Source organism: Streptomyces sp. NPDC126499 (assembly GCF_040302485.1).
GTDB lineage: Bacteria > Actinomycetota > Actinomycetes > Streptomycetales > Streptomycetaceae > Streptomyces.
In genome coordinates, this window is record NZ_JBEOUO010000012.1 from 57,922 (window position 1) to 77,747 (window position 19,826).

The 19,826-nt window shown below is 71.5% G+C and carries 16 protein-coding genes; 10 read left to right on the plus strand and 6 right to left on the minus strand.

Features of this window, described 5'->3' with window-relative positions:
* The first annotated feature begins 69 nt into the window (after positions 1 to 69).
* Together ABTZ91_RS19505 and ABTZ91_RS19510 are read left to right on the plus strand one after the other, a co-directional pair.
* Positions 70 to 807, plus strand: a complete 738-nt coding sequence (locus ABTZ91_RS19505) for a prepilin peptidase (protein WP_352078555.1) — start codon at positions 70 to 72, stop codon at positions 805 to 807.
* A gap of 25 nt (positions 808 to 832) precedes the next feature.
* Positions 833 to 2,431 carry a DUF2079 domain-containing protein gene (locus tag ABTZ91_RS19510; protein ID WP_352078421.1) on the plus strand — a complete coding sequence of 533 codons (1,599 nt, stop codon included), beginning with the start codon at positions 833 to 835 and terminating at the stop codon, positions 2,429 to 2,431.
* Between the two features lie 294 nt (positions 2,432 to 2,725).
* Here ABTZ91_RS19510 and mgrA read toward each other — a convergent pair whose 3' ends face one another.
* Complete coding sequence (mgrA, locus tag ABTZ91_RS19515) at positions 2,726 to 3,763, minus strand: L-glyceraldehyde 3-phosphate reductase (RefSeq protein ID WP_352078422.1); 1,038 nt, start codon at positions 3,761 to 3,763, stop codon at positions 2,726 to 2,728.
* A gap of 110 nt (positions 3,764 to 3,873) precedes the next feature.
* Between mgrA and ABTZ91_RS19520 the strand changes: the two genes are divergently transcribed.
* The 5 genes from ABTZ91_RS19520 to ABTZ91_RS19540 all read left to right on the plus strand — a co-directional run bounded on the left by ABTZ91_RS19520 (position 3,874) and on the right by ABTZ91_RS19540 (position 9,726).
* Positions 3,874 to 4,635, plus strand: a complete 762-nt coding sequence (locus ABTZ91_RS19520; RefSeq protein ID WP_352078423.1) for an isoprenyl transferase — start codon at positions 3,874 to 3,876, stop codon at positions 4,633 to 4,635.
* A 451-nt stretch (positions 4,636 to 5,086) separates the two neighbouring features.
* Positions 5,087 to 6,409, plus strand: coding sequence for a PhoH family protein (locus ABTZ91_RS19525; protein ID WP_352078424.1), 1,323 nt, complete (start codon positions 5,087 to 5,089; stop codon positions 6,407 to 6,409).
* Positions 6,410 to 6,751: 342 nt separating this feature from the next.
* On the plus strand, positions 6,752 to 7,462 hold the full coding sequence (locus tag ABTZ91_RS19530) for a transglycosylase SLT domain-containing protein (RefSeq protein WP_407077989.1): 711 nt from the start codon (positions 6,752 to 6,754) through the stop codon (positions 7,460 to 7,462).
* 102 nt (positions 7,463 to 7,564) lie between these two features.
* Positions 7,565 to 9,019, plus strand: a complete 1,455-nt coding sequence (locus tag ABTZ91_RS19535; protein ID WP_352078426.1) for an AI-2E family transporter — start codon at positions 7,565 to 7,567, stop codon at positions 9,017 to 9,019.
* Positions 9,016 to 9,726, plus strand: coding sequence for a hypothetical protein (locus ABTZ91_RS19540; RefSeq protein WP_352078427.1), 711 nt, complete (start codon positions 9,016 to 9,018; stop codon positions 9,724 to 9,726). Before ABTZ91_RS19535 ends, ABTZ91_RS19540 begins: the two co-directional genes overlap by 4 nt.
* Before the next feature lie 65 nt (positions 9,727 to 9,791).
* Here the strand turns inward: ABTZ91_RS19540 and ABTZ91_RS19545 are convergent, their stop codons facing one another.
* Entirely contained in the window at positions 9,792 to 10,325 is a 534-nt protein-coding gene (locus ABTZ91_RS19545) for an alkyl hydroperoxide reductase (protein WP_352078428.1), read from the minus strand.
* Between the two features lie 2 nt (positions 10,326 to 10,327).
* Positions 10,328 to 10,882: a peroxiredoxin gene (locus ABTZ91_RS19550; RefSeq protein WP_352078429.1), complete on the minus strand. Its 555-nt coding sequence runs from the start codon at positions 10,880 to 10,882 to the stop codon at positions 10,328 to 10,330.
* Positions 10,883 to 11,129: 247 nt separating this feature from the next.
* On the opposite strand from ABTZ91_RS19550, the gene ABTZ91_RS19555 reads away from it, so the two are divergent.
* Complete coding sequence (locus ABTZ91_RS19555) at positions 11,130 to 12,350, plus strand: RNA-guided endonuclease TnpB family protein (protein WP_352078430.1); 1,221 nt, start codon at positions 11,130 to 11,132, stop codon at positions 12,348 to 12,350.
* A gap of 222 nt (positions 12,351 to 12,572) precedes the next feature.
* Positions 12,573 to 13,562 (plus strand): hydrogen peroxide-inducible genes activator, encoded by a 990-nt coding sequence (locus ABTZ91_RS19560; RefSeq protein ID WP_407077990.1) that lies wholly within the window; start codon positions 12,573 to 12,575, stop codon positions 13,560 to 13,562.
* Here ABTZ91_RS19560 and ABTZ91_RS19565 read toward each other — a convergent pair.
* The 3 genes from ABTZ91_RS19565 to ABTZ91_RS19575 all read right to left on the minus strand — a co-directional run bounded on the left by ABTZ91_RS19565 (position 13,549) and on the right by ABTZ91_RS19575 (position 17,347).
* The gene (locus ABTZ91_RS19565; RefSeq protein ID WP_352078556.1) at positions 13,549 to 15,927 is read right to left on the minus strand and encodes an FtsX-like permease family protein; all 2,379 of its coding nucleotides are present in this window, start codon (positions 15,925 to 15,927) and stop codon (positions 13,549 to 13,551) included. The two genes, ABTZ91_RS19560 and ABTZ91_RS19565, sit on opposite strands and share 14 nt — an antisense overlap.
* 212 nt (positions 15,928 to 16,139) lie before the next feature.
* Complete coding sequence (locus tag ABTZ91_RS19570; protein ID WP_352078432.1) at positions 16,140 to 16,826, minus strand: ABC transporter ATP-binding protein; 687 nt, start codon at positions 16,824 to 16,826, stop codon at positions 16,140 to 16,142.
* The gene (locus ABTZ91_RS19575; protein ID WP_352078433.1) at positions 16,823 to 17,347 is read right to left on the minus strand and encodes a PadR family transcriptional regulator; all 525 of its coding nucleotides are present in this window, start codon (positions 17,345 to 17,347) and stop codon (positions 16,823 to 16,825) included. Before ABTZ91_RS19575 ends, ABTZ91_RS19570 begins: the two co-directional genes overlap by 4 nt.
* A 263-nt stretch (positions 17,348 to 17,610) precedes the next feature.
* On the opposite strand from ABTZ91_RS19575, the gene ABTZ91_RS19580 reads away from it, so the two are divergent.
* Positions 17,611 to 19,794, plus strand: a complete 2,184-nt coding sequence (locus tag ABTZ91_RS19580; protein ID WP_352078434.1) for a transglycosylase domain-containing protein — start codon at positions 17,611 to 17,613, stop codon at positions 19,792 to 19,794.
* Positions 19,795 to 19,826 lie beyond the last annotated feature (32 nt).

The window sequence follows — 19,826 nt, forward strand, 5'->3', positions numbered from 1 at the left end:
CCGCGCCCCCCGAACTCCCCGTACTCCCCATGGACCCGACCCTAGCCCTAGGGTCGCCCCGTGGACGCCCTGTCGATCGCCTTCGTCAGCGCCGCCGCCCTGTGGGGCGCGGCGGCCGGGCTGCTCGTGCCCCGGGCCGCGTACCGGCTGTCCGTCGCCCCCGACGAGCCCTGGCGCTCCCACTGCCCCGCGGGCCACGCCTTCGCCGGGCCGGCCCGCGGCTGGCTGGGCGGGCCGGGCCGGGCCGGCTGTGCCACGACCTCCGCACCGCTCGCCGCGCCGCTGGTCACCGCGCTCGCCTGCGCCGCGCTCGCCGCGGCCACCGGCGTGCCCCGGCCCGAGCTGCTGGTCTGGCTGCTCGCCGCCCCCTTCGGCACCCTCCTCGCCTGTGTCGACGTGCGCGTCCACCGGCTGCCCGACCGGCTGACCCTGCCGCTCGCCGCCGCGTTGCCGCTGCTCCTCGCGGCCGTCGCGCCGCTCCCGTACGCGGCGGGGTCCTGGTCGCACAGCCTGCTCGGCGCGCTCGTGCTCGGCGGCGGCTATCTGCTGCTGTTCCTGCTCCACCCGAACGGCATGGGCTTCGGCGACGTGAAGCTGGCCGTGCCGATCGGGGCGGCCCTCGGCTGGTACGGCTGGGGCGTGCTGTTCGCCGGGGCCTTCGCCGGTTTCCTCCTCGGCGCGCTGTACGGGCTCGGGCTCGTCGTCACCCGGCGCGCGGCGCGCGACGCCGCGATCCCCTTCGGGCCGTTCATGCTCGTCGGCGCGCTCCTCGGGCTGCTGCTCGGCGCGTTCACCGCCCTGCCCTGAACGGACCGCTCTAGCATCACGCCATATGCGGACAATCGCTGAGAAACCGTCACCAAATCGACAGGAAGCGGCGCTCCCCGACCCGCCCGCCCCCGCGTACGCGCCCCTCGCCCGGCACCTCCCCTGGGCCTGGGCCGCCGCCCTGTGCCTGCTGTACGCCACCGTCGCCGTACGCCGCCATCTCCTCCTGCGGACCACCGGCTACGACCTCGGCATCTTCGAGCAGGCCGTCCGCGCCTACGCCGAGCTCCGCGCCCCCGTCGTCCCCCTGCGCGGAGAGGGCTTCAACCTCCTCGGCGACCACTTCCACCCCCTCCTCGCCGTCCTCGCCCCGCTCTACCGCCTGGCGCCCTCCCCGCTCACCCTGCTCGTCGCCCAGTCCGCGCTCCTCGCGCTCGCCGCCGTCCCCCTGGTCCGCTGGGCGCTGCGCGTCGTCGGCCGCCGCGGCGCCCATGCCATCGCCGTGGGATACGGGCTGAGCTGGGGCATCGCCTCCGCCGCCGCCTTCGACTTCCACGAGGTCGCGCTCGCCGTACCGCTGCTCGCCTTCGCCCTGGAGGCCCTCGGCCGCCGGCGCTGGCGGGCGGCCGTCGCCTGGGCCGCGCCGCTGCTGCTCGTCAAGGAGGACCTGGGCCTCACCCTCGCCGCCATCGGCGCGTACGTCGCCTGGAAGGGCCCGCGCCGGCTCGGCATCGCGACCGCCGCCGCCGGGGTCCTCGGCTCGTTCTTGCAGATCAAGGTGCTGCTGCCCGCCCTCGCCCCCACCGGCGGCTACGTCCACGGCGGCAACCTGGCCGCCGGCCACGACTCCCTGCTGTCCGCGCTCGCCCACGCCCCGCTGGACCTGCTGCGCCCGGAGATCAAGGCGACCATGCTCGTGCTGGTCTTCGCCCCGTCCGCGCTGCTCGCCCTGCGCTCCCCGCTCGCCCTGATCGCCCTGCCCACCCTGGGCTGGCGGCTGGCCTCGGAGAACGGCTTCCACTGGGGCACGGCGTTCCACTACAGCGCGGTCCTCATGCCCGTCGTCTTCGCCGGGCTCCTCGACGTCCTCGGCCGGGAGAACAACCGCCGCAACGTCCGTGCCGCCCTCGCCACCGTCCTCGCCGTGACCGCCGCCCTCGTCCCCTCCTTTCCGCTGGCCCAGGTCGCCCAGCGGGCCACCTGGCGCACCACCGGGCACGTGGAGGCCGCGCGGGCGCTTCTCGCGCGGATCCCGGACGGCGCGACCGTCGCCGCATCGAACCGGCTGGCGCCCCAGCTCACCTCACGCTGCACGGTCGTCCTCTTCCCGACCTTCCCGGTCGCCGGGCGGCTCTACGAGCCGGGCCGCAAGGACCTGCCGCCGCCCACCGCCGAGTGGATCGTCCACGACGCCGAGGCGCCCGAGGCCTGGCCGTACCCGAAGGGCCACTGGCCCTACCCCCTGGAGCAGCAGCGGGCGGAGCTGCGGGCGGCCCGGGAGAGGCACGGCTACGAGGTCGTGGCCGTACGCGACGGAATCACCCTCCTGCACCGCACCCCCGCGCCCCGCCCCACCGCCACCGGCCCCGCGCCCCGCCCCACCGGCCCCGCCCGCCCCCACACCGATCCGAGCGGCCCCCGCCCCGCTCCGGCCCGCCCGTGAGCCGCGTCGCCGCGTCAACCGGGCGAGCGGGCGGGGGTCCCCCGTCGGGGGTACGGAATCCGCCGCCACGCCCGGGCGCAAACCCGCCACGGGGCACTACAACCCTTGTGCCGCCTGGGCTCCGGCGAATCCGACGGCGTCCGATCGGCGCGGGTGGCACCCAGCACGACTAATGAAGGGTTATGGTGGAAACCCCCCCTCGGGCCGGTCCGTATCCCCCCCACGGACCGGCCCGTTTTCTTTTCTCCGGCTCCCCGGTTCTTCCTTCTCCAACTCCCCGGAGAGGCCGAGGCCTCAGCCCCGCCCGGCCCAGATGTTGGTGCCCGCCGTGTCGACGGCGAAGGAGTCGATCTCCTTCAGCTCCTCCTCCGTCAGCGGCGCCCCGGCGAGCGCCGCCACGTTCTCCTCCAGCTGCGCCACGCTCGACGCGCCGATCAGGGCCGAGGTCATCCGCTCGTCGCGCAGCACCCACGTCAGGGCCAGCTGGGCGAGCGACTGCCCGCGCCGCCGCGAGATGTCCGCGAGACCGCGCAGACGGCGCAGCACCTCGTCGGAGAGCAGGTTCGGGTCGAGGGACTTGCCCTGGGTGGCCCGGGAGCCCTCGGGAATGCCCTGGAGGTACTTGTCGGTGAGCAGGCCCTGCGCCAGCGGCACGAAGGAGATGCAGCCCATCCCGGCCGCCTCCAGCGTGTCGAGGAGGTTGTCCTCCTCCGTCCACCGGTTGATCATCGAGTACGAGGGCTGGTGGATCAGGGCCGGGACGCCCATCTCCTTCAGGATCCGCGCGGCCTCGGCGGTCTGCTCACTGGTGTACGAGGACACGCCCACGTACAGCGCCTTGCCCTGCTGCACGGCGGAGGCCAGCGCCCCCATCGTCTCCTCGAGCGGGGTGTGCGGGTCGAAGCGGTGCGAGTAGAAGATGTCGACGTAGTCGAGGCCCATCCGCTTCAGGGAGGCGTCGAGCGAGGACATCAGATACTTGCGCGAGCCCCATTCGCCGTAGGGCCCCGGGTGCATCAGATAGCCGGCCTTGGTCGAGACGATCAGCTCGTCGCGGTACGGCGCGAAGTCCTGGGCGAAGATCTTGCCGAAGTTCAGCTCGGCGGAGCCGGGCGGCGGCCCGTAGTTGTTGGCCAGGTCGAAGTGGGTGACGCCCAGGTCGAAGGCGCGGCGCAGGATCGCGCGCTGCGAGTCGAGGGTCCGGTCGTCGCCGAAGTTGTGCCACAGGCCCAGCGAGATCGCGGGCAGCTTCAGTCCGCTGCGGCCGGTGCGCCGGTACTCCATGGAGTCGTAGCGGTCCTCGGCGGCGCGGTAGAGGAGGGAATCAGTCACGTATCTCTGCTTATCACGGACTTGTGACAGTCCCGGGCTGGGAGCCGGTCACCCCTGCGCAGTAATGTGGCGGCTTCGGGGGCCGACACTGCATGGAGGGGTAAAGAACAGTGAACCTGCGCGACCTGGTGTACGGGCTCTACGCACGCCGGGTGGAAGGCCGACTCGATCACGCCCAGGTGCCCAAGCACATCGGTGTCATCCTCGACGGTAACCGGCGCTGGGCCAAGGCCTCCGGCGGCACCCCGGAGCAGGGTCATAAGGCAGGCGCGGACAAGATCCAGGAGCTGCTCGGCTGGTGTGCCGAGACCGACGTCGAGGTCGTCACGCTCTGGATGCTCTCCACCGACAACCTGAACCGCCCCGAGGAGCAGCTGGTCCCGCTGCTCGCCATCATCGAGGACGCGGTGCGGGCGCTCGCCGCCGACGGCCGCTGGCGGGTCCACCACGTCGGCACCCTCGACCTGCTCCCCGCGCGCACCCAGTCCGTCCTGAAGGAGGCCGAGCAGGCCACCCTGGACAACACGGGGATACTCGTGAACGTCGCCGTCGGCTACGGCGGCCGGCAGGAGATCGCCGACGCGGTCCGCTCGCTGCTCCTGGAGCACGCCGAGCGCGGCACCAGCTTCGAGGAGCTCGCGGAGACCATCGACGTCGAGCACATCTCCGAGCACCTCTACACCCGCGGCCAGCCCGACCCGGACCTGGTGATCCGCACCAGCGGCGAGCAGCGCCTGTCCGGTTTCATGCTGTGGCAGAGCGCCCACTCGGAGTACTACTTCTGCGAGGTGCACTGGCCGGCCTTCCGCAAGGTCGACTTCCTGCGCGCGCTGCGCGACTACGCGGCCCGGCACCGCCGCTTCGGCAGCTGAGCCCGCGCCGCCCCCTCCGACCCTCGCCGAGCCACCTCGCCGAGCCACCTTCGGCGCCCCCGCCGGGCCCGCTCCGGCGCCCCCCGGGTCCCTGAGGGGCCTCTGACGGACCCCCTCGGACCCCCGGCCGGCACACCGCCCGGCCCTCTGGCCGGCCCCTGGCATCTCCCGTCACCCTCCGTTCATGAACACGCCGTCATATGCCATGGCATGACGGGGTGTGCGGAAGGGCATATCCCCAGTGAAGTGAGCGGCACGGAGACCGCCACCCGGGAGGCCCTTTGCACCAGGACGACCGTGCGGGACACGCACGGACGAAGCGGAGGGCCGGCGCTCGGCCCGCGCATCGTGGCCAGAGCCCGGTCCCATTCCGCCGCGACACCGGTTCCGCGTCCCGTGGAGCCGTCGCACCCCGCCCTCACAGGGGTCCTCGAAGGGGGTCTGTCCTTCCGTGGTGACCAGCACTAAGCGCCGCTTGTCCGACAGGCGCACCTATGTTCTCGACACCAGCGTCCTGCTGGCCGACCCCAGCGCGATGTCCCGCTTCGAGGAGCACGAAGTGGTGCTTCCCATCGTCGTGGTGACCGAGCTGGAGGCCAAGAGGCACCACCCCGAGCTCGGTTACTTCGCCCGGCAGGCCCTGCGCCTCCTCGACGACTTCCGGGTCCGCTACGGACGCCTCGACGCCCCGCTCCCCATCGGGGACCTGGGCGGCACCCTGCGTGTCGAGCTCAACCACTCGGACCCCGGCGTCCTGCCGGCCGGCTACCGGCTGGGGGACAACGACTCGCGGATCCTCGCGGTCGCGCGCAACCTGCAGGCGGAGGGGTACGACGTCACGGTCGTCTCCAAGGACCTGCCGCTGCGGATCAAGGCCTCCTCGGTCGGGCTCCTCGCGGAGGAGTACCGGGCGGAGCTGGCCATCACGGACTCCGGCTGGACCGGAATGTCCGAAGTCTCTCTTGCCGCCGACCAGATCGACCTCCTGTACGACCAGGAGACGCTCTACGTGCCGGAGGCGGCCGAGCTGCCGGTGCACACCGGTCTCGTCCTGCAGTCCGAGCGCGGCAAGGCGCTCGGCCGGGTCACCGCCGACGGGAGCGTACGGCTGGTGCGGGGCGACCGGGAGGCCTTCGGCATCCGCGGCCGCAGCGCCGAGCAGCGGATCGCGCTCGACCTGCTGCTCGACCCGGACGTCGGCATCGTCTCCATGGGCGGCCGGGCCGGCACCGGAAAGTCGGCACTGGCGCTGTGCGCGGGCCTGGAGGCGGTCCTGGAGCGCCGTCAGCACCAGAAGGTGATGGTCTTCCGTCCCCTCTACGCGGTCGGCGGGCAGGAGCTCGGCTATCTCCCCGGCACCGAGGCCGAGAAGATGAGCCCCTGGGCCCAGGCCGTCTTCGACACGCTGTCGGCCGTGGCGAGCCGCGACGTGATCGAGGAGGTGCTCGGCCGCGGCATGCTGGAGGTGCTGCCGCTCACCCACATCCGGGGCCGCTCGCTCCACGACGCCTTCGTCATTGTGGACGAGGCCCAGTCCCTGGAGCGGAACGTACTGCTGACCGTTCTGTCCCGGATCGGCGCGAACTCCCGGGTGGTCCTGACCCATGACGTCGCCCAGCGCGACAACCTGAGGGTGGGCCGGTACGACGGAGTCGTCGCCGTGGTCGAGAAGCTGAAGGGCCATCCGCTCTTCGCGCACGTCACACTCACCCGCTCCGAGCGCTCGCAGATCGCCGCGCTCGTGACCGAAATGCTGGAGGACGGCCACATCTGACCGATTTCTGAGCCCCGTTGGCGCCGCCCGGCAAAGCGCGAGAGCTTAGCCGGGCGGCGCCGCGCTGTCCCCGGTATGCGCCAAATCCCGTGGGTCCACACCGGTGTGAGCTTTCACACGCAACGTGGAATTGCCTCGCGGCGTCGACGTCCGGCAGAGTCTTGCTTCCGTCAGGCCCCGCATACGGCACACGTGCACCCTCAGGGGTGCGGCACCTCACAACTCAACAGCCGTTCGCCGTATGCCGCCCACAGCACCACGGGCCCGTGTCTTCAGTGACCCATGCAGTCGAAGACCAGCGCCAGGGGCACGATTTCGCCCGCTTGGTCACCTGTGCGGGCGATGCTGGAAGGAAACCGTGTGAGCCGGATCTCGGTCCGGGGATTCGCGGTGGCTTCGGCCACTGCGGTCACCACTGTCGGCGCCGTCGTCGGCGTTGCCTCGGGCAACGCGGCGCAGCCCTCGGACGACAACTTCGAGGCCACCGCGGCCGACACCACCCTGCTCGCGGACATCCCCGCGGGCGAGCAGGCCCAGGTACAGGTCTCCTCCCTCACGGAGCAGGCCGACGTCCAGGCCGCCGCCGCCGACTCCCTCGCGCGCAAGTCCGCCGAGGAAGCCGCCCGCATCCAGGCCGCCAAGGACGCCGAGGCCAAGAAGAAGGCCGCCGACAAGGCGGAGAAGGAGCGCAAGGAGGCCGCCGAGCGCGCCAACCGCGACTCCCTGCGGGACGCGTCGAGCTTCTCCGCCCAGGGCTCGTACACCATCGCCGAGGTCAAGGCCATCGCCCGCCAGATGATCCCGGCGGACCAGTTCCAGTGCTTCAGCAACATCGTGGACCACGAGTCCGGCTGGAACTACCGGGCCACCAACCCCTCCTCGGGCGCCTACGGTCTCGTCCAGGCCCTCCCCGGCTCGAAGATGTCCTCGGCCGGAGCCGACTGGCGGACCAACCCGGCCACCCAGATCAAGTGGGGCCTCAGCTACATGGACGGCCGTTACGGCAGCCCCTGCGGCGCCTGGTCGTTCTGGCAGGCCAACCACTGGTACTAGCCACCGGCAGTCAACTTCGCGAAGCCCCTCGCCGTCCTTCGGTGGGGGGCTTCACGCGTGCGTGGGGTAGGTTCGGGGACCCGAAGGGGGAGAGGGAAGAGCATGTCGAGACTGCCACGATGGCTGCACCGGCTGGGCCAGAGTCTCAGCCGCGTGGGCGAACGCCTTGACGAACGCCGGGCGGAAGCCGAGCGCGACGACCCCATCGGCCCGCCGTACGCCACCCCCACCCCCGCTCCCGCCCCCACCCCCGAACCGGCACCGCGCCCCGCAGGGAAGACCGCCCCCGCCTCGGAGGCGGCGGAACCGGCCCCCGGCCCGACCTCCGGGACCGCCGGCTCCGTCCCCGAACCCGCCTCCGTCCCCCCACCGCCCGCCTACGCCCCCGCCGTCGCCGCCCGCCCCGACCCGGTGGCCGCGATCCCGTGGGGCATGCGGGTCGCCGCCGAGGCCGGCTGGCGCCTGCTGGTCCTCGCCGGCACCGTCTGGGTGCTGATGAAGGTGATCAGCTCCGTCCAGCTCGTCGTGCTCGCCTTCGTCGCCGCCCTCCTCATCACCGCGCTGCTCCAGCCCACCGTGGCGCTCCTGCGCCGCAAGGGCCTGCCGCGCGGACTCGCCACCGCCGTCACCGCCGTCTCCGGCTTCGTGATCATGGGCCTGGTCGGCTGGTTCGTGGTCTGGCAGGTGATGGACAACACCGACAACCTGACCGACCGGGTCAGGGACGGCATCGAGGAGCTCAAGCGCTGGCTCCTCGACAGCCCGTTCCACGTGACCGAGCGGCAGATCAACGACATCGCCCAGAACCTCAGCGACACCATCGGCACCAACGCCGAACAGATCACCTCCGCCGGACTCCAGGGCGTCACCGTGGTCGTGGAGGCGATCACCGGCATCCTGCTCGCCATGTTCTCCACCCTCTTCCTGCTCTACGACGGGAAGAAGGTCTGGGAGTGGACACTCAAGCTGGTGCCCGCCCAGGCCCGGCCGGGCGTGGCCGGCGCCGGCCCCCGGGCCTGGCGCACCCTGACCGCGTACGTCCGCGGCACCGTCCTCGTCGCCCTGATCGACGCCGTCTTCATCGGCCTCGGCCTGTGGTTCCTGGAGGTGCCGATGGCGGTGCCGCTCGCCGTCTTCATCTTCCTGTTCGCCTTCGTCCCGCTCGTCGGCGCCGTCGTCTCCGGCGCCCTCGCGGTCGTCGTGGCCCTGGTCACCAACGGGGTGTTCACCGCCCTGATGGTGCTCGTGGTGGTGCTCGCCGTGCAGCAGATCGAGGGCCACGTCCTGCAGCCCTTCATCCTCGGCCGGGCCGTGCGGGTCCATCCGCTCGCGGTCGTCCTCGCGGTCGCGGCCGGCGGACTGACCGCCGGCATCGGCGGAGCCGTCGTCGCCGTCCCGCTGGTCGCCGTCGCCAACACCGTGGTCGGTTACCTTCGCGCCTACAGCACCGAGCAGGCCCTGCGGGCCGCCCCCGAGCCGCGCGGCGCGACCGCCTACGAGGTGGCGCCGACCCCGGCGCCCGGCTCGGCCCACCGGCAGCCGGGAGGCGACGCGTGATCTCCGAACCCGAACTCGTCGGCGGCCCCGACTTCCCCGCCCCCACCCCCGGCCCCGCACTCACCGGCCCGCTGTACCCGCCGCCGCCCGGGGCCACCCCGCCCGGCCCTCCGCCCCGCACCCGCCGCCCCTGGCTGTGGGCGCTGGGCGGAGCCGTCGCCGCCTCGGCACTGTGGGCCGGCGGACTCGTCGCGTACGACGGCGACGACCGCCCCGACCTCGGCGGCTACCGCACCGACCGCAACCCCTGCGAGGTGGCGAAGCTGGAGGGCCTCGGCTCGGCGATCGGTCCGAAGGGCTCGGCCGCCGAGGAGCCGCTCAAGGCCGACCATCCCGCCCTCTTCGAGTGGCACTGTGCCCTCACGCTGGCGGCCAAGCCCGTCCCGTACACCCTGCGCATCGGCTACACCCTGCACCGGGTGACCGACCCGGGCCCGGAGTTCGAGGCGCGGATGGCGGATCCGCAGCTGTCCGACGGCGGTGACCGGGTCGCCGGCGTCGGGGAGATCGCCTACCTCGGCGGGGCGCTGGGCGACGACTCGCTGCGGGTCCTGGACGGGCAGGCCGTCCTCTCCCTGACGCTCGAAGCGGACAACTGGGACGAGGAGAAGGAGCAGCCCATCGAGGTGCCCGAGCTGGACCCGGCGGCCGTCCACACCTACCTGGTCGAGGACATGCAGCAGCTGATGAAGGCGCTCAAGAGCTGACCCGGCATACGCGAAGGGCCCCGGGGTTCTGTCGAACCCCGGGGCCCTTCGCGTACACGGCACCGCTACTCGGCGAGGACCGCCTCGGCGTCCAGCGTCACGCCGACCGCCTGGATGACCGCGGCGATCTTCACGGCCTCCTGGATCGTCTCGCGGTCGACACCGGCCTTGCGCAGGACCTGCTCGTGCGAGTCCAGGCACTGGCCGCAGCCGTTGATCGCGGACACGGCCAGCGACCACAGCTCGAAGTCGACCTTCTCGACACCCGGGTTGCCGATGACGTTCATCCGCAGACCGGCGCGCATCGTCCCGTACTCCGGGTCCGACAGCAGGTGCCGGGTCCGGTAGAAGACGTTGTTCATCGCCATGATCGCGGCGGCCGACTTGGCGGCCTGGTACGCCTCGGGCTTCAGGTTGGCCTGCGCCTCCGGCTCCAGCTCGCGGAGGACCTTCGGCGAACGCGAGGCGATGGCGCAGGCGAGCACCGTGCCCCACAGCTGCTGCTGCGGCAGCTCGCTGTTGCCGATGACCGAACCGAGGTTCAGCTTCAGGTCCTTGGCGAAGTCCGGTATGGCGGCCTTCAGCTCATCGAGCGCCATGGTCACTCACCGGCCAGGAGCGCGACCGGGTCGAGGGTGTCCTCGCCCTTGGTCCAGTTGCAGGGGCACAGCTCGTCGGTCTGCAGGGCGTCCAGGACCCGCAGGACCTCCTTGGGGTTACGGCCGACGGAGCCGGCGGTCACCATGACGAACTGGATCTCGTTGTTCGGGTCGATCACGAACACGGCACGCTGCGCGAAGCCGTCCTCGCCCTCGACGCCGCACTCGCGCATCAGCTCGTGCTTGGAGTCGGCGAGCATCGGGAAGGGCAGGTCACGCAGGTCCGCGTGGTCCTTGCGCCAGGCGTGGTGGACGAACTCGGAGTCGCCGGAGACGCCGAGGATCTGCGCGTCGCGGTCCGCGAACTCGTCGTTCAGCTTGCCGAACGCGGCGATCTCGGTGGGGCAGACGAAGGTGAAGTCCTTCGGCCAGAAGAACACCACACGCCACTTGCCCTCATGGGTCTTGTGGTTGATCTGCGCGAACTCCTTGCCGCTCTCCAGCGACATGCAGGCGGTCAGATCGTAGGTGGGGAACTTGTCACCGACAGTGAGCACAGTGCTTCTCCATGCGGACGAGGGGTTGGACGCATGAAGGCTTGCACACCGGATATCGGACAGTGAAATCGATCAATCGGGTCAGTCTGATTTGAGACACCTATCAGTCTGAGCCCAGAGTGGTCCGAACGCAGTATCGCAGGTCAGAAGGCGGACGCCTTTGGTTGATGCGAAGGGGTCTGTGATCGTTTCCTTACAAATTCGGTCGATCAGCATGTGCCAGGTGCATGTGTCGTACGGTCCAGTTGTGCAGCTTCGTTACCAGTTCCGCGCCTACCCGACGCCCGGCCAGCGCATGGACGCTGCGCGGGTGTTCGGTTGTAAGCGGGTCGTCTGGAACGACGCACTCGCGATCGTGACGCCGCGCAAGCGCGCGAACGGACTCCTCGGCGGACTGGGAGCGCGGCGGGTCGAGGGGCCGTACTGGGCCGTCCCGAAGTCTGCCGAGCTGAGCAGACTGCTGATCACGGAGGCGAAGAAGACCGTGCGGCGGTCGTTCCTCGTCGACGCTCCGGTCGGAGTCCTGCAGCAGGCTCTCCGTGATCTGGACGCGGCCTGGAAGGCGCACGAGGATTCCAGGGCCGGTCGCCGGCCGGGTCCCCGTGTGGGTGTGCCTGTGCGTAAGAGCCGGAAGGACAGTCGGCAAACGGCTCGGTTCACGGTCTCGGATCGGTTCAGGCTCCTCCCGGACGGGAGGCTCCGGTTGCCGAAGATTGGGGACATTCGGATCAAATGGAGTCGCGATCTTCCGTCGGTGCCGTCCTCGGTGACGCTGATCAAGGATCGGTCCGGCCGCTACTGGGTGTCGTTCGTGGTGGAGACGGATCCGGCTGAGGATGTGTTGCCTGCGGTCGACGGCGATCAGGGGATCGACCTCGGCCTGACCCGCTTTGCCGTGCTGGCGGACGGCTCCCACATCGCGAGCCCGCGGTTCCTGCGGCGGGCCGAGAGGAAACTGGTCAGGCGGCAGCGGGAGCTGTCGCGCAAGGAGAAGGGTTCGAAGAATCGGGAGAAGGCCCGGATCAAGGTCGCTCGCGCTCATGCCGCCGTGGCGGACGCGCGCCGGAACTTTCACCATCAGTGGTCCCATCGGCTGACGCGCGAGAACCAAGCCGTCTACTGCGAGACCCTTAACGTGCGTGGAATGATGCGTACCCGGCTGGCGAAGAGCGTGCATGACGCGGGCTGGCGTCAGTTCATCGGCTTTCTGGAGTACAAGGCGAAGCGTCGTGGGCGTTCGTTCGTCCGGGTCGATCGCCGATTTCCCAGTTCCCGGATGTGTTCGGCCTGTGGCCACTGCGACGGCCCCAAGCGGCTCCAGGTGCGTATGTGGACCTGTCCCGTGTGCCGGGTCTGTCATGACCGAGACTGGAACGCCGGTAAGGCCATCCGATGCGAGGGGCGGCGAATCCTCGCGGCCGCGAAGACAGCACCACCCACCCCCGGACCGGGGGCCCGTTGCCGGTGACGGCGGCGGTTCATGCCTGTGGAGCGCTTGTAAGACCCTGCGGTGAGCGGGGCGGCGCGCGCAATCCCCTCTCGGGGGGCGGAAGCAGGAATCCACCCGAAGCGAGCCGTCCCAGGTGGCCTCGCAGGCGGAGAATCCTGGCCCTCGGGCTCGGAGGAGGTCAATTGCCCTCGTAGGACTATTTGGGCGAAACTGGGTCACATTGATCGAAGGTGGTTATCAGTGATTCCGGTACGTCGGGTGAAGCAACCCAGCCTGTCCCAGCTCAGAGCGTTCGCGGCGGTCGCGGAGCATCTGCACTTCCGCGATGCCGCGGCGGCCATCGGGATGAGCCAGCCGGCGCTCTCGGGCGCGGTTTCGGCTCTCGAAGAGGCACTCGGTGTCCAGTTGCTCGAGCGTACGACGCGCAAGGTGCTGCTCTCGCCGGCGGGGGAGCGGCTGGCGGTGCGGGCGCACGCGGTGCTCGACGCGGTCGGGGAGCTGATGGAGGAGGCGGAGGCGGCGCAGGCGCCGTTCACGGGGGTGCTGCGGCTCGGAGTGATCCCGACGGTGGCGCCGTATCTGCTGCCGACCGTGCTGCGGCTGGTGCACACCCGCTATCCGGAGCTGGACCTCCAGGTCCACGAGGAGCAGACCTCCTCGCTCCTGGAGGGGCTGGCCGCCGGGCGGCTCGACCTGCTGCTGCTCGCGGTGCCGCTCGGGGTGCCCGGGGTCACCGAGCTGCCCCTGTTCGACGAGGACTTCGTGCTGGTGACGCCCGAGGGGCATCCGCTGGCCGGGCGCGGCGACATTCCGCGCGAGGCGCTCAAGGAGCTGAAGCTGCTGCTCCTGGACGAGGGGCACTGCCTGCGCGACCAGGCCCTCGACATCTGCCGGGAGGCCGGCCGCACCGAGGGCGCGCCGGTCACCACGACGGCGGCGGGCCTTTCGACGCTGGTCCAGCTGGTGGCGGGCGGACTGGGGGTGACGCTGCTGCCCCGTACCGCCGTGAAGGTGGAGACCGCCCGCGACTCCGCCCTGTTCACGGGGTCCTTCGCCGAGCCGGCGCCGTCCCGGCGGGTCGCGCTCGCGATGCGTACGGGAGCGGCCCGCCAGTCCGAGTTCGAGGAGCTGGCGGGCTCGCTCCGGGACGCGATGCGGCGGCTGCCGGTGCGCATCGTGGACGGGGAGACCGGGGAGGCGGGGGAGCCCGGAGAGGCTATTCCGTCCTGAGGCCGTCGGCCCGCATCAGCCGCCACAGCACCGGCAGGCTGAGCAGGGTGACCAGCAGGATCAGGGCCGCGCCGACCCCGGCGACCGGCAGGAAGACCCACCAGTCCTCCACCTGTTTGCCGATCATCCGCAGCAGCACCAGGCCGAGCCCGAGCCCGCCGGCCACCGCCACGGCGAGACCGAGGGTGATCGGTACGGCGGTCTGCCACAGCACCGACCAGCCGAGGGTGGCGCGGCGGGTACCGAAGGCGACCAGCGAGGACAGCAGCCGCTTGCGTTCGCGCAGCTGCTCCAGGGTGGTCACCAGGAGCGAGGCCGCGACGAGCAGCATGGTGAGGGTGGCGCCGACCAGGATGCCGGTGCGGACGCTGGTGAACTGGGCGTCCCGCTCGATGTCCTGAAGGGTCTGCACCCGGGTCACCGGGTCGAGGGCGGCGACCGTGTTCCGTACGTGTTCGGCCGCGTCCGGCACCGTCGGGTCGATGCGGATCATGGCACCGGCCTCGGGCGCCTCCAGCCGGGTGGCGTCGATCGCCTTCGGGGTGGCCATCACGCCGAACTGCACGCGCCCCATGGGGTCGAGGCGCGCGTCCACGGTGCGGGCCGTGGGGGGGATGCGCCAGGTCGGCAGCGGTCCGCCGGTGTGGGTCTCGGGGTCGCGCAGGGCGACCGTCGCGCCCGGCTTCGCGGTCCTGGCGACCCAGGCGTCGTCGGGGCCCTCCTTGCCGTGGGCGAGGGCGATGAACACGTCCCCGTCGGCGCAGGACGGCAGGTGGGCGAACTCCTTGAGGGAGGCGCAGTCGCCGACGGCGATCGAGGTGATCGGGGTGAAGTCCTCGCCCGCCTTCAGGGGGCCGGGGCGCCAGACGCTCGACTCGATGGTGCCGACGACGCCGGTGACGCCCTTCGTCCGCGACAGCTTCTCGATGGCCCGGCGGGCGTCGTCGGCGGTCCTCGCCTCGACCTTGGTCTCCATCTGGGCGCGGGCGGTGTCCATGGTGGTGACCCGCATGAAGTCGTTCTGCATGGCCTGGAACAGCATCTGCAGGGCGATCGCCCCGGCCGCGGCGACGACGATGCCGCTGACCGCGCGGGCGGCGGTGCCGCTGCTGAGCTGGAGCCTGCGGGTGGCGAGCTGCCAGGCCACCGGGCCGCCGCGCAGTCGCCTGACCAGGGCCTCCACCAGCCAGGGCAGCAGGGTGGTGAGGCCGATGAGGGCGAGGGTGGCGCCGAGGGCGACGCCGGGCATGTTGATCGAGGTGTCGTCGATGTCGACCTGGCCGACGCTCGGTACGAGGATCGCGGCGCCGGCGAGGAGGAGGACGAGCCGCCAGGCGAGCCGACGCGGCCTCGGGGCGGAGGTCCTGACCACGCCCAGCGGTTCGATGGCCACGCCGCGCAGGGCGACGAGGCTGACGACGACGGCGGCGACCGGCACGGTGGCGATGATCAGCGCGGCCAGCCAGGGCACCGGGGACACGTCGGACGGGAAGGCGTTGACGTCCCAGATCTGAACGGTGCCGGCGAGCTGCCGGGCCAGGGCGAAGAACCCGGCGCCGGCGGCGAGCCCGAACAGGGCCCCGGCCAGGGACTCGCCGGCCGCGATCCGCCGGGTCATGGCGGTGTCGGCGCCGACCAGGCGCAGCGCGGCGAGCCGCCGGTCGCGCTGTTCGCCGCCGAAGCGGACGGCGGTGGCGATGAAGACGAGGACGGGCAGGAGCAGCACGACGCAGGCGATGACGACGAGGAGCAGCAGGAACGCGTTCATGGGTTCCTCGGGCACGGACCAGCCGTAGTGCTTGCCCCGGCCCTCGTGGCCGTACGCGGCGAGGACGTCCGTGCCCGCCACATAGCGCAGTTCGGCCGGGCCGATCAGGGCCGCGTCGCCGAGGGTGCCGGTGATCTCGTACGGGAGGCGTTCGCGCAGGAGGGTGCCCTCGGGCGAGGCGAGCAGGTCGCGGAGGGCGGGGGAGACCAGCATCTCGCCGGGCGCAGGCACCTTCGCCGCTCCCGGGGGGACCGGAGGGCGCGGCCCGTCGGGCTGCAGCAGGAGTCCGGTGACGGTGTCGCCGCGGTAGACGGTGGACTGGTCGGCGTAGCGAAAGGTGTCGGGCCCGCGCTCGGTCACCCTTTCGCTCGCGTCGACGGCGCGGGCGGCCTCGCGGACCTCCCGCTGGAACATCATGTTCGGCATGGACGCGGCGGCGAGCAGCAGGGCCACGCCGAGGCCGATGCCGGTGGCGGTCAGGGCGGTGCGCAGCCAGCCGCCGCGGCCGCCGGTGACGGCGAAGCGGGCGCCGAGGGCCAGGTCCCGGATCCAGGCGCGCGGTCCGGGGCGGTACGCGCGCGTGGCGGTGCCGCTCATGCCCGTGCCCGTACCGGTGCCGGTGTCGCTCGTCCCCGTGCCCGTACCGCTGGCGGTGCCGCTCATGCCCGTGCCCGTACCGCTGGTGGCGTCGCTCGTCCCCGTGCCCGTACCGAGGCCGGTCTCGCTCGTCCCGGTCTCGCTCGTCCCGGTCTCGCTCCCGCCGGTGGAGGTGCCGGTCTCGCTCATGCCCGTGCCGGTGCCGGTCTCGCTCATGCCGCCCACTCCGTGTCCCGTACGGAGCCGTCGCGGACCACGATCTCGCGGTCGGAGTACGCGGCGACCCGCGCCTCGTGCGTCACCAGGACGACGGCCGCACCCGTGTCCCGGGAGGCGTCGGTGAGCAGCCGCATCACGCGTTCGCCGTTGAGGGAGTCGAGCGCGCCGGTCGGCTCGTCGGCGAAGATCACCCGGGGGGCGGTGACGAGCGCGCGGGCGACCGCGACCCGCTGGCCCTGGCCGCCGGAGATCTCGCCGGGGCGCTTTCCGGCCACGTCCTCGACCTCCAGGCGGGCCAGCCACTCGCGGGCCCGGGTCTCGGCGTGCCGGCGCCGCTCGCCGTTCAGGCGCAGCGGGAGGGCGACGTTCTCGACGCAGGTGAGCTCCGGGACGAGCTGGCCGAACTGGAAGACGAAGCCGAAGTCGGAGCGGCGCAGGGCGCTGCGCCGTGCGTCGCTGAGGGCGGTGAGCTCGCGCCCGTTGTAGTGGATGGTGCCGGCGTCGGGGCGGACGATGCCGGCGAGGCAGTGCAGCAAGGTGGACTTGCCGGAGCCGGAGGGGCCCATCACGGCGACGACCTCCCCGGCGCGCAGGGAGAAGTCGGCCCCGACGAGGGCCGGGGTCGGTCCGTAGGCCTTGTCCACCCCGTCGGCCTTCAGGAGCGGTGTGCCGCTGGTCATCGGCGGACCTCCTCGGCGAGCCGGTCGAGGCGGGCGGCGGTCAGTTCGAGCCAGCGCAGGTCGGCTTCCAGGTGGAAGAGGGCGTGGTCGCAGATGAGCTGGTCGGTGAGGTCGCCGTCCTTCTTGCGCCGGGTGAGCTCGCGCATCAGGCGCAGGTGCTCGGCGCGCTGGACGTCGAGCAGCTCGGCGGCGCCCCGGCCGGTGAGCAGGGCGAGGACGACCTTGGTGTAGAGGGTGGACTGGAGGTACGGCTCCGGCCTCTCGGGCGTCGTGAGCCACTGCTCGACGTCGGTGATGCCGGCCTCGGTGATCGCGTACCGCTTGCGGTCGGGGCCGTCGCCGGCCTCGATGCCGTCGACCTCGACGAGGCCGTTCTTCAGGAGCCGGGACATGGTCGAGTAGACCTGCCCGTAGTGCAGGGGCCGGTCGTGGCCGAAGCGCTCGTCGAAGGCGCGCTTGAGGTCGTAGCCGTGGCGCGGGCCGGACTCCAGGAGTCCGAGAAGGGTGTGACCGATGGACATGCCCGTCACTGTACACGGGGTGTATACACGCGATGTATAGCCCTGGTGGCGGGCGCCCTCGGCGGGAATGACACCCTTCGAACGGGCTGCCTGTGACCGGGCGCACACAACCATCCGGACCCGTGGAGCGTCGTTCCGTCGGGAGACGGTTCGGGAGTGGGTGCTGATTCTCACGCCCGGAAAGCCGGATGGGTCGCGCTTTGTCGCGATGGGCGGTGTTAGCTTGCTGAGCTGATTCGACGACGAGCGGAGCGAACGAGGACATGGGCCGAACGGGCACGAGCCAGGCGAGGAAGGGCGGACGCATACGCCGCCTCTTCACCTGGAAGAAACTCCTGGGCACGTTCTTCGTGGGCTGCCTGCTCGCGATGGGCGCCTTCTACGCGCTCTACCTGATGGTCCCGGTGCCGACGGCCAACGCCGACGCGACGCTGCAGAGCAACGTCTACAAGTACTCCAACGGCAAGGTCATGGCCCGCACGGGCAAGATCAACCGTGAGATCGTCGGCCTGGAGAAGGTTCCCGTCGACGTCCAGCGGGCCTTCGTCGCCGCCGAGAACAAGACCTTCTACAAGGACCACGGCGTCGACATCAAGGGCACCGTCCGCGCCGCCTGGAACACCGTCACGGGCAAGGGCAAGCAGGGCGGCTCGACGATCACCCAGCAGTACGTCAAGAACTACTACCTGAGCCAGGACCAGACGGCCACGCGCAAGCTCAAGGAAATGGTCATCGCGCTCAAGGTCGACCAGAACATGTCCAAGCCGGAGATCCTCGCCGGCTACATGAACACCAGCTACTACGGTCGCAACGCCTACGGCATCCAGGCCGCCGCCCAGGCCTACTACGGCATCGACGCCACCCGGCTGACCGTCGGCCAGGGCGCCTACCTCGCCTCCCTGCTCCAGGCCCCCAGCCAGTACGACTGGACCTCCGCCAGCCCCGAGGGCCGCAAGCTCGTCGAGGAGCGCTGGAACTACGTCCTCGACAACATGGTCGAGGAGGGCTGGCTGGACACCGCCCGGCGCTCCGGCATGAAGTTCCCCGTCCCGCACAAGCCCAAGGCCCCCAAGGGCCTCAGCGGCCAGAGCGGCTACATCGTCGAGGCCGCCAACCAGGAGCTGATGCGCCAGGGCGTCAGCGAGGAGGACCTCAAGGCCGGCGGCTGGACCGTCACCCTCAACATCGACGAGAAGAAGCAGAAGGCCCTGGTCAAGTCGGTCGACGAGCAGCTGGAGGACAAGCTCGACCGCAAGGGCGACGAGAAGGACGCCACCGTCCAGGCCGGCGCCACCTCCGTCGACCCGAAGACCGGCGCGATCGTCGCCATGTACGGGGGGGTCGGCGCCACCGAGCACTGGACCAACAACGCCACCCGGCGCGACTACCAGCCCGCCTCGACCTTCAAGCCCATCGTGCTCGCCTCCGCGCTCGACAACGGCGCCGAGACCCAGGACGGCCGCAAGATCGGCCTCGGCACCATCTACGACGGCACCAGCAAGCGCCCGGTCGTCGGCAGCGACATCGCCTTCGCCCCCGAGAACGAGGACGACCGCAGCTACGGCCCCGTCACCGTCCAGAAGGCCACCAACAACTCCATCAACTCCGTCTACGCCCAGATGATCGTGGACGTCGGCCCCGCCAAGGCCAAGCAGACCGCCCTCGCCCTCGGCATGAAGGACGGCGCCGACTTCGGCGCCACCCCGGCGATGTCGCTCGGCGTCATGGGCGCCTCCACCGTCGACATGGCCGGCGCCTACGCCACCCTCGACAACCACGGCGTCAAGGTCACCCCGACCCTGGTCAAGTCCGCCGAGCACAAGGACCGCACCGCCGAGCCGGTGAAGTCCATCGGCGAGCGGGTCATCAGCCGCGTGGCCGCCGACACCACCACCAAGGCCATGCAGGGCGTCGTCCAGTCCGGCTCCGGCTTCCGGGCCGCCGGCGACTACCACGCGGCCGGCAAGACGGGCACCTCCGAGAACAACCGCTCGGCCTGGTTCGTCGGCTACACCCCCGAACTGGTCACCGCCGTCGGCCTCTTCGGCGAGGACACCAAGGGCAACCAGGTCACCCTCACCGACACCATCAACCCCGGCCGCGCCAACGGCGGCCGCACCCCGGCGCAGATCTGGGGCGCCTACACCGAGCGGGCGCTCGGCGGCGGCTCGGACACCCCGTTCGACCTGGAGACCGACGGCACCTCCGGCGGTGACACCGGCCCGACGCCGACCCGGTCCACCGGCTCGCCGACGCCCACCGCGACGGCCACCGACGAGCCCACCACGCCTCCGGAGCCGACCACGCCGAACGTCACGACTCCTCCGGAGCCGACCACCCCGGACGTCACCGTCCCGCCGGAGCCGACGTCGACGAAGACGACCGATCCCACGCTCCCGCCCCTCCCGGACGGCGACAGCGGCGCCGGGGGCCGCCCCCGCGACTGACGAAGGACCGCTCGTACGACGACGGCCGGGCC

What these genes read in the sequence shown, in the direction of transcription:
- ABTZ91_RS19510 (WP_352078421.1), top strand. Translation starts at nt 833, where the DNA reads ATGCGGACAATCGCTGAGAAACCGTCACCAAATCGACAGGAAGCGGCG.
- ABTZ91_RS19530 (WP_407077989.1), top strand. Translation starts at nt 6,752, where the DNA reads ATGCTGGAAGGAAACCGTGTGAGCCGGATCTCGGTCCGGGGATTCGCG.
- ABTZ91_RS19535 (WP_352078426.1), top strand. Translation starts at nt 7,565, where the DNA reads ATGTCGAGACTGCCACGATGGCTGCACCGGCTGGGCCAGAGTCTCAGC.
- ABTZ91_RS19545 (WP_352078428.1), bottom strand. Translation starts at nt 10,325, where the DNA reads ATGGCGCTCGATGAGCTGAAGGCCGCCATACCGGACTTCGCCAAGGAC.
- ABTZ91_RS19565 (WP_352078556.1), bottom strand. Translation starts at nt 15,927, where the DNA reads ATGAGCGGCACCGCCACGCGCGCGTACCGCCCCGGACCGCGCGCCTGG.
- ABTZ91_RS19570 (WP_352078432.1), bottom strand. Translation starts at nt 16,826, where the DNA reads ATGACCAGCGGCACACCGCTCCTGAAGGCCGACGGGGTGGACAAGGCC.
- ABTZ91_RS19575 (WP_352078433.1), bottom strand. Translation starts at nt 17,347, where the DNA reads ATGTCCATCGGTCACACCCTTCTCGGACTCCTGGAGTCCGGCCCGCGC.
- ABTZ91_RS19580 (WP_352078434.1), top strand. Translation starts at nt 17,611, where the DNA reads ATGGGCCGAACGGGCACGAGCCAGGCGAGGAAGGGCGGACGCATACGC.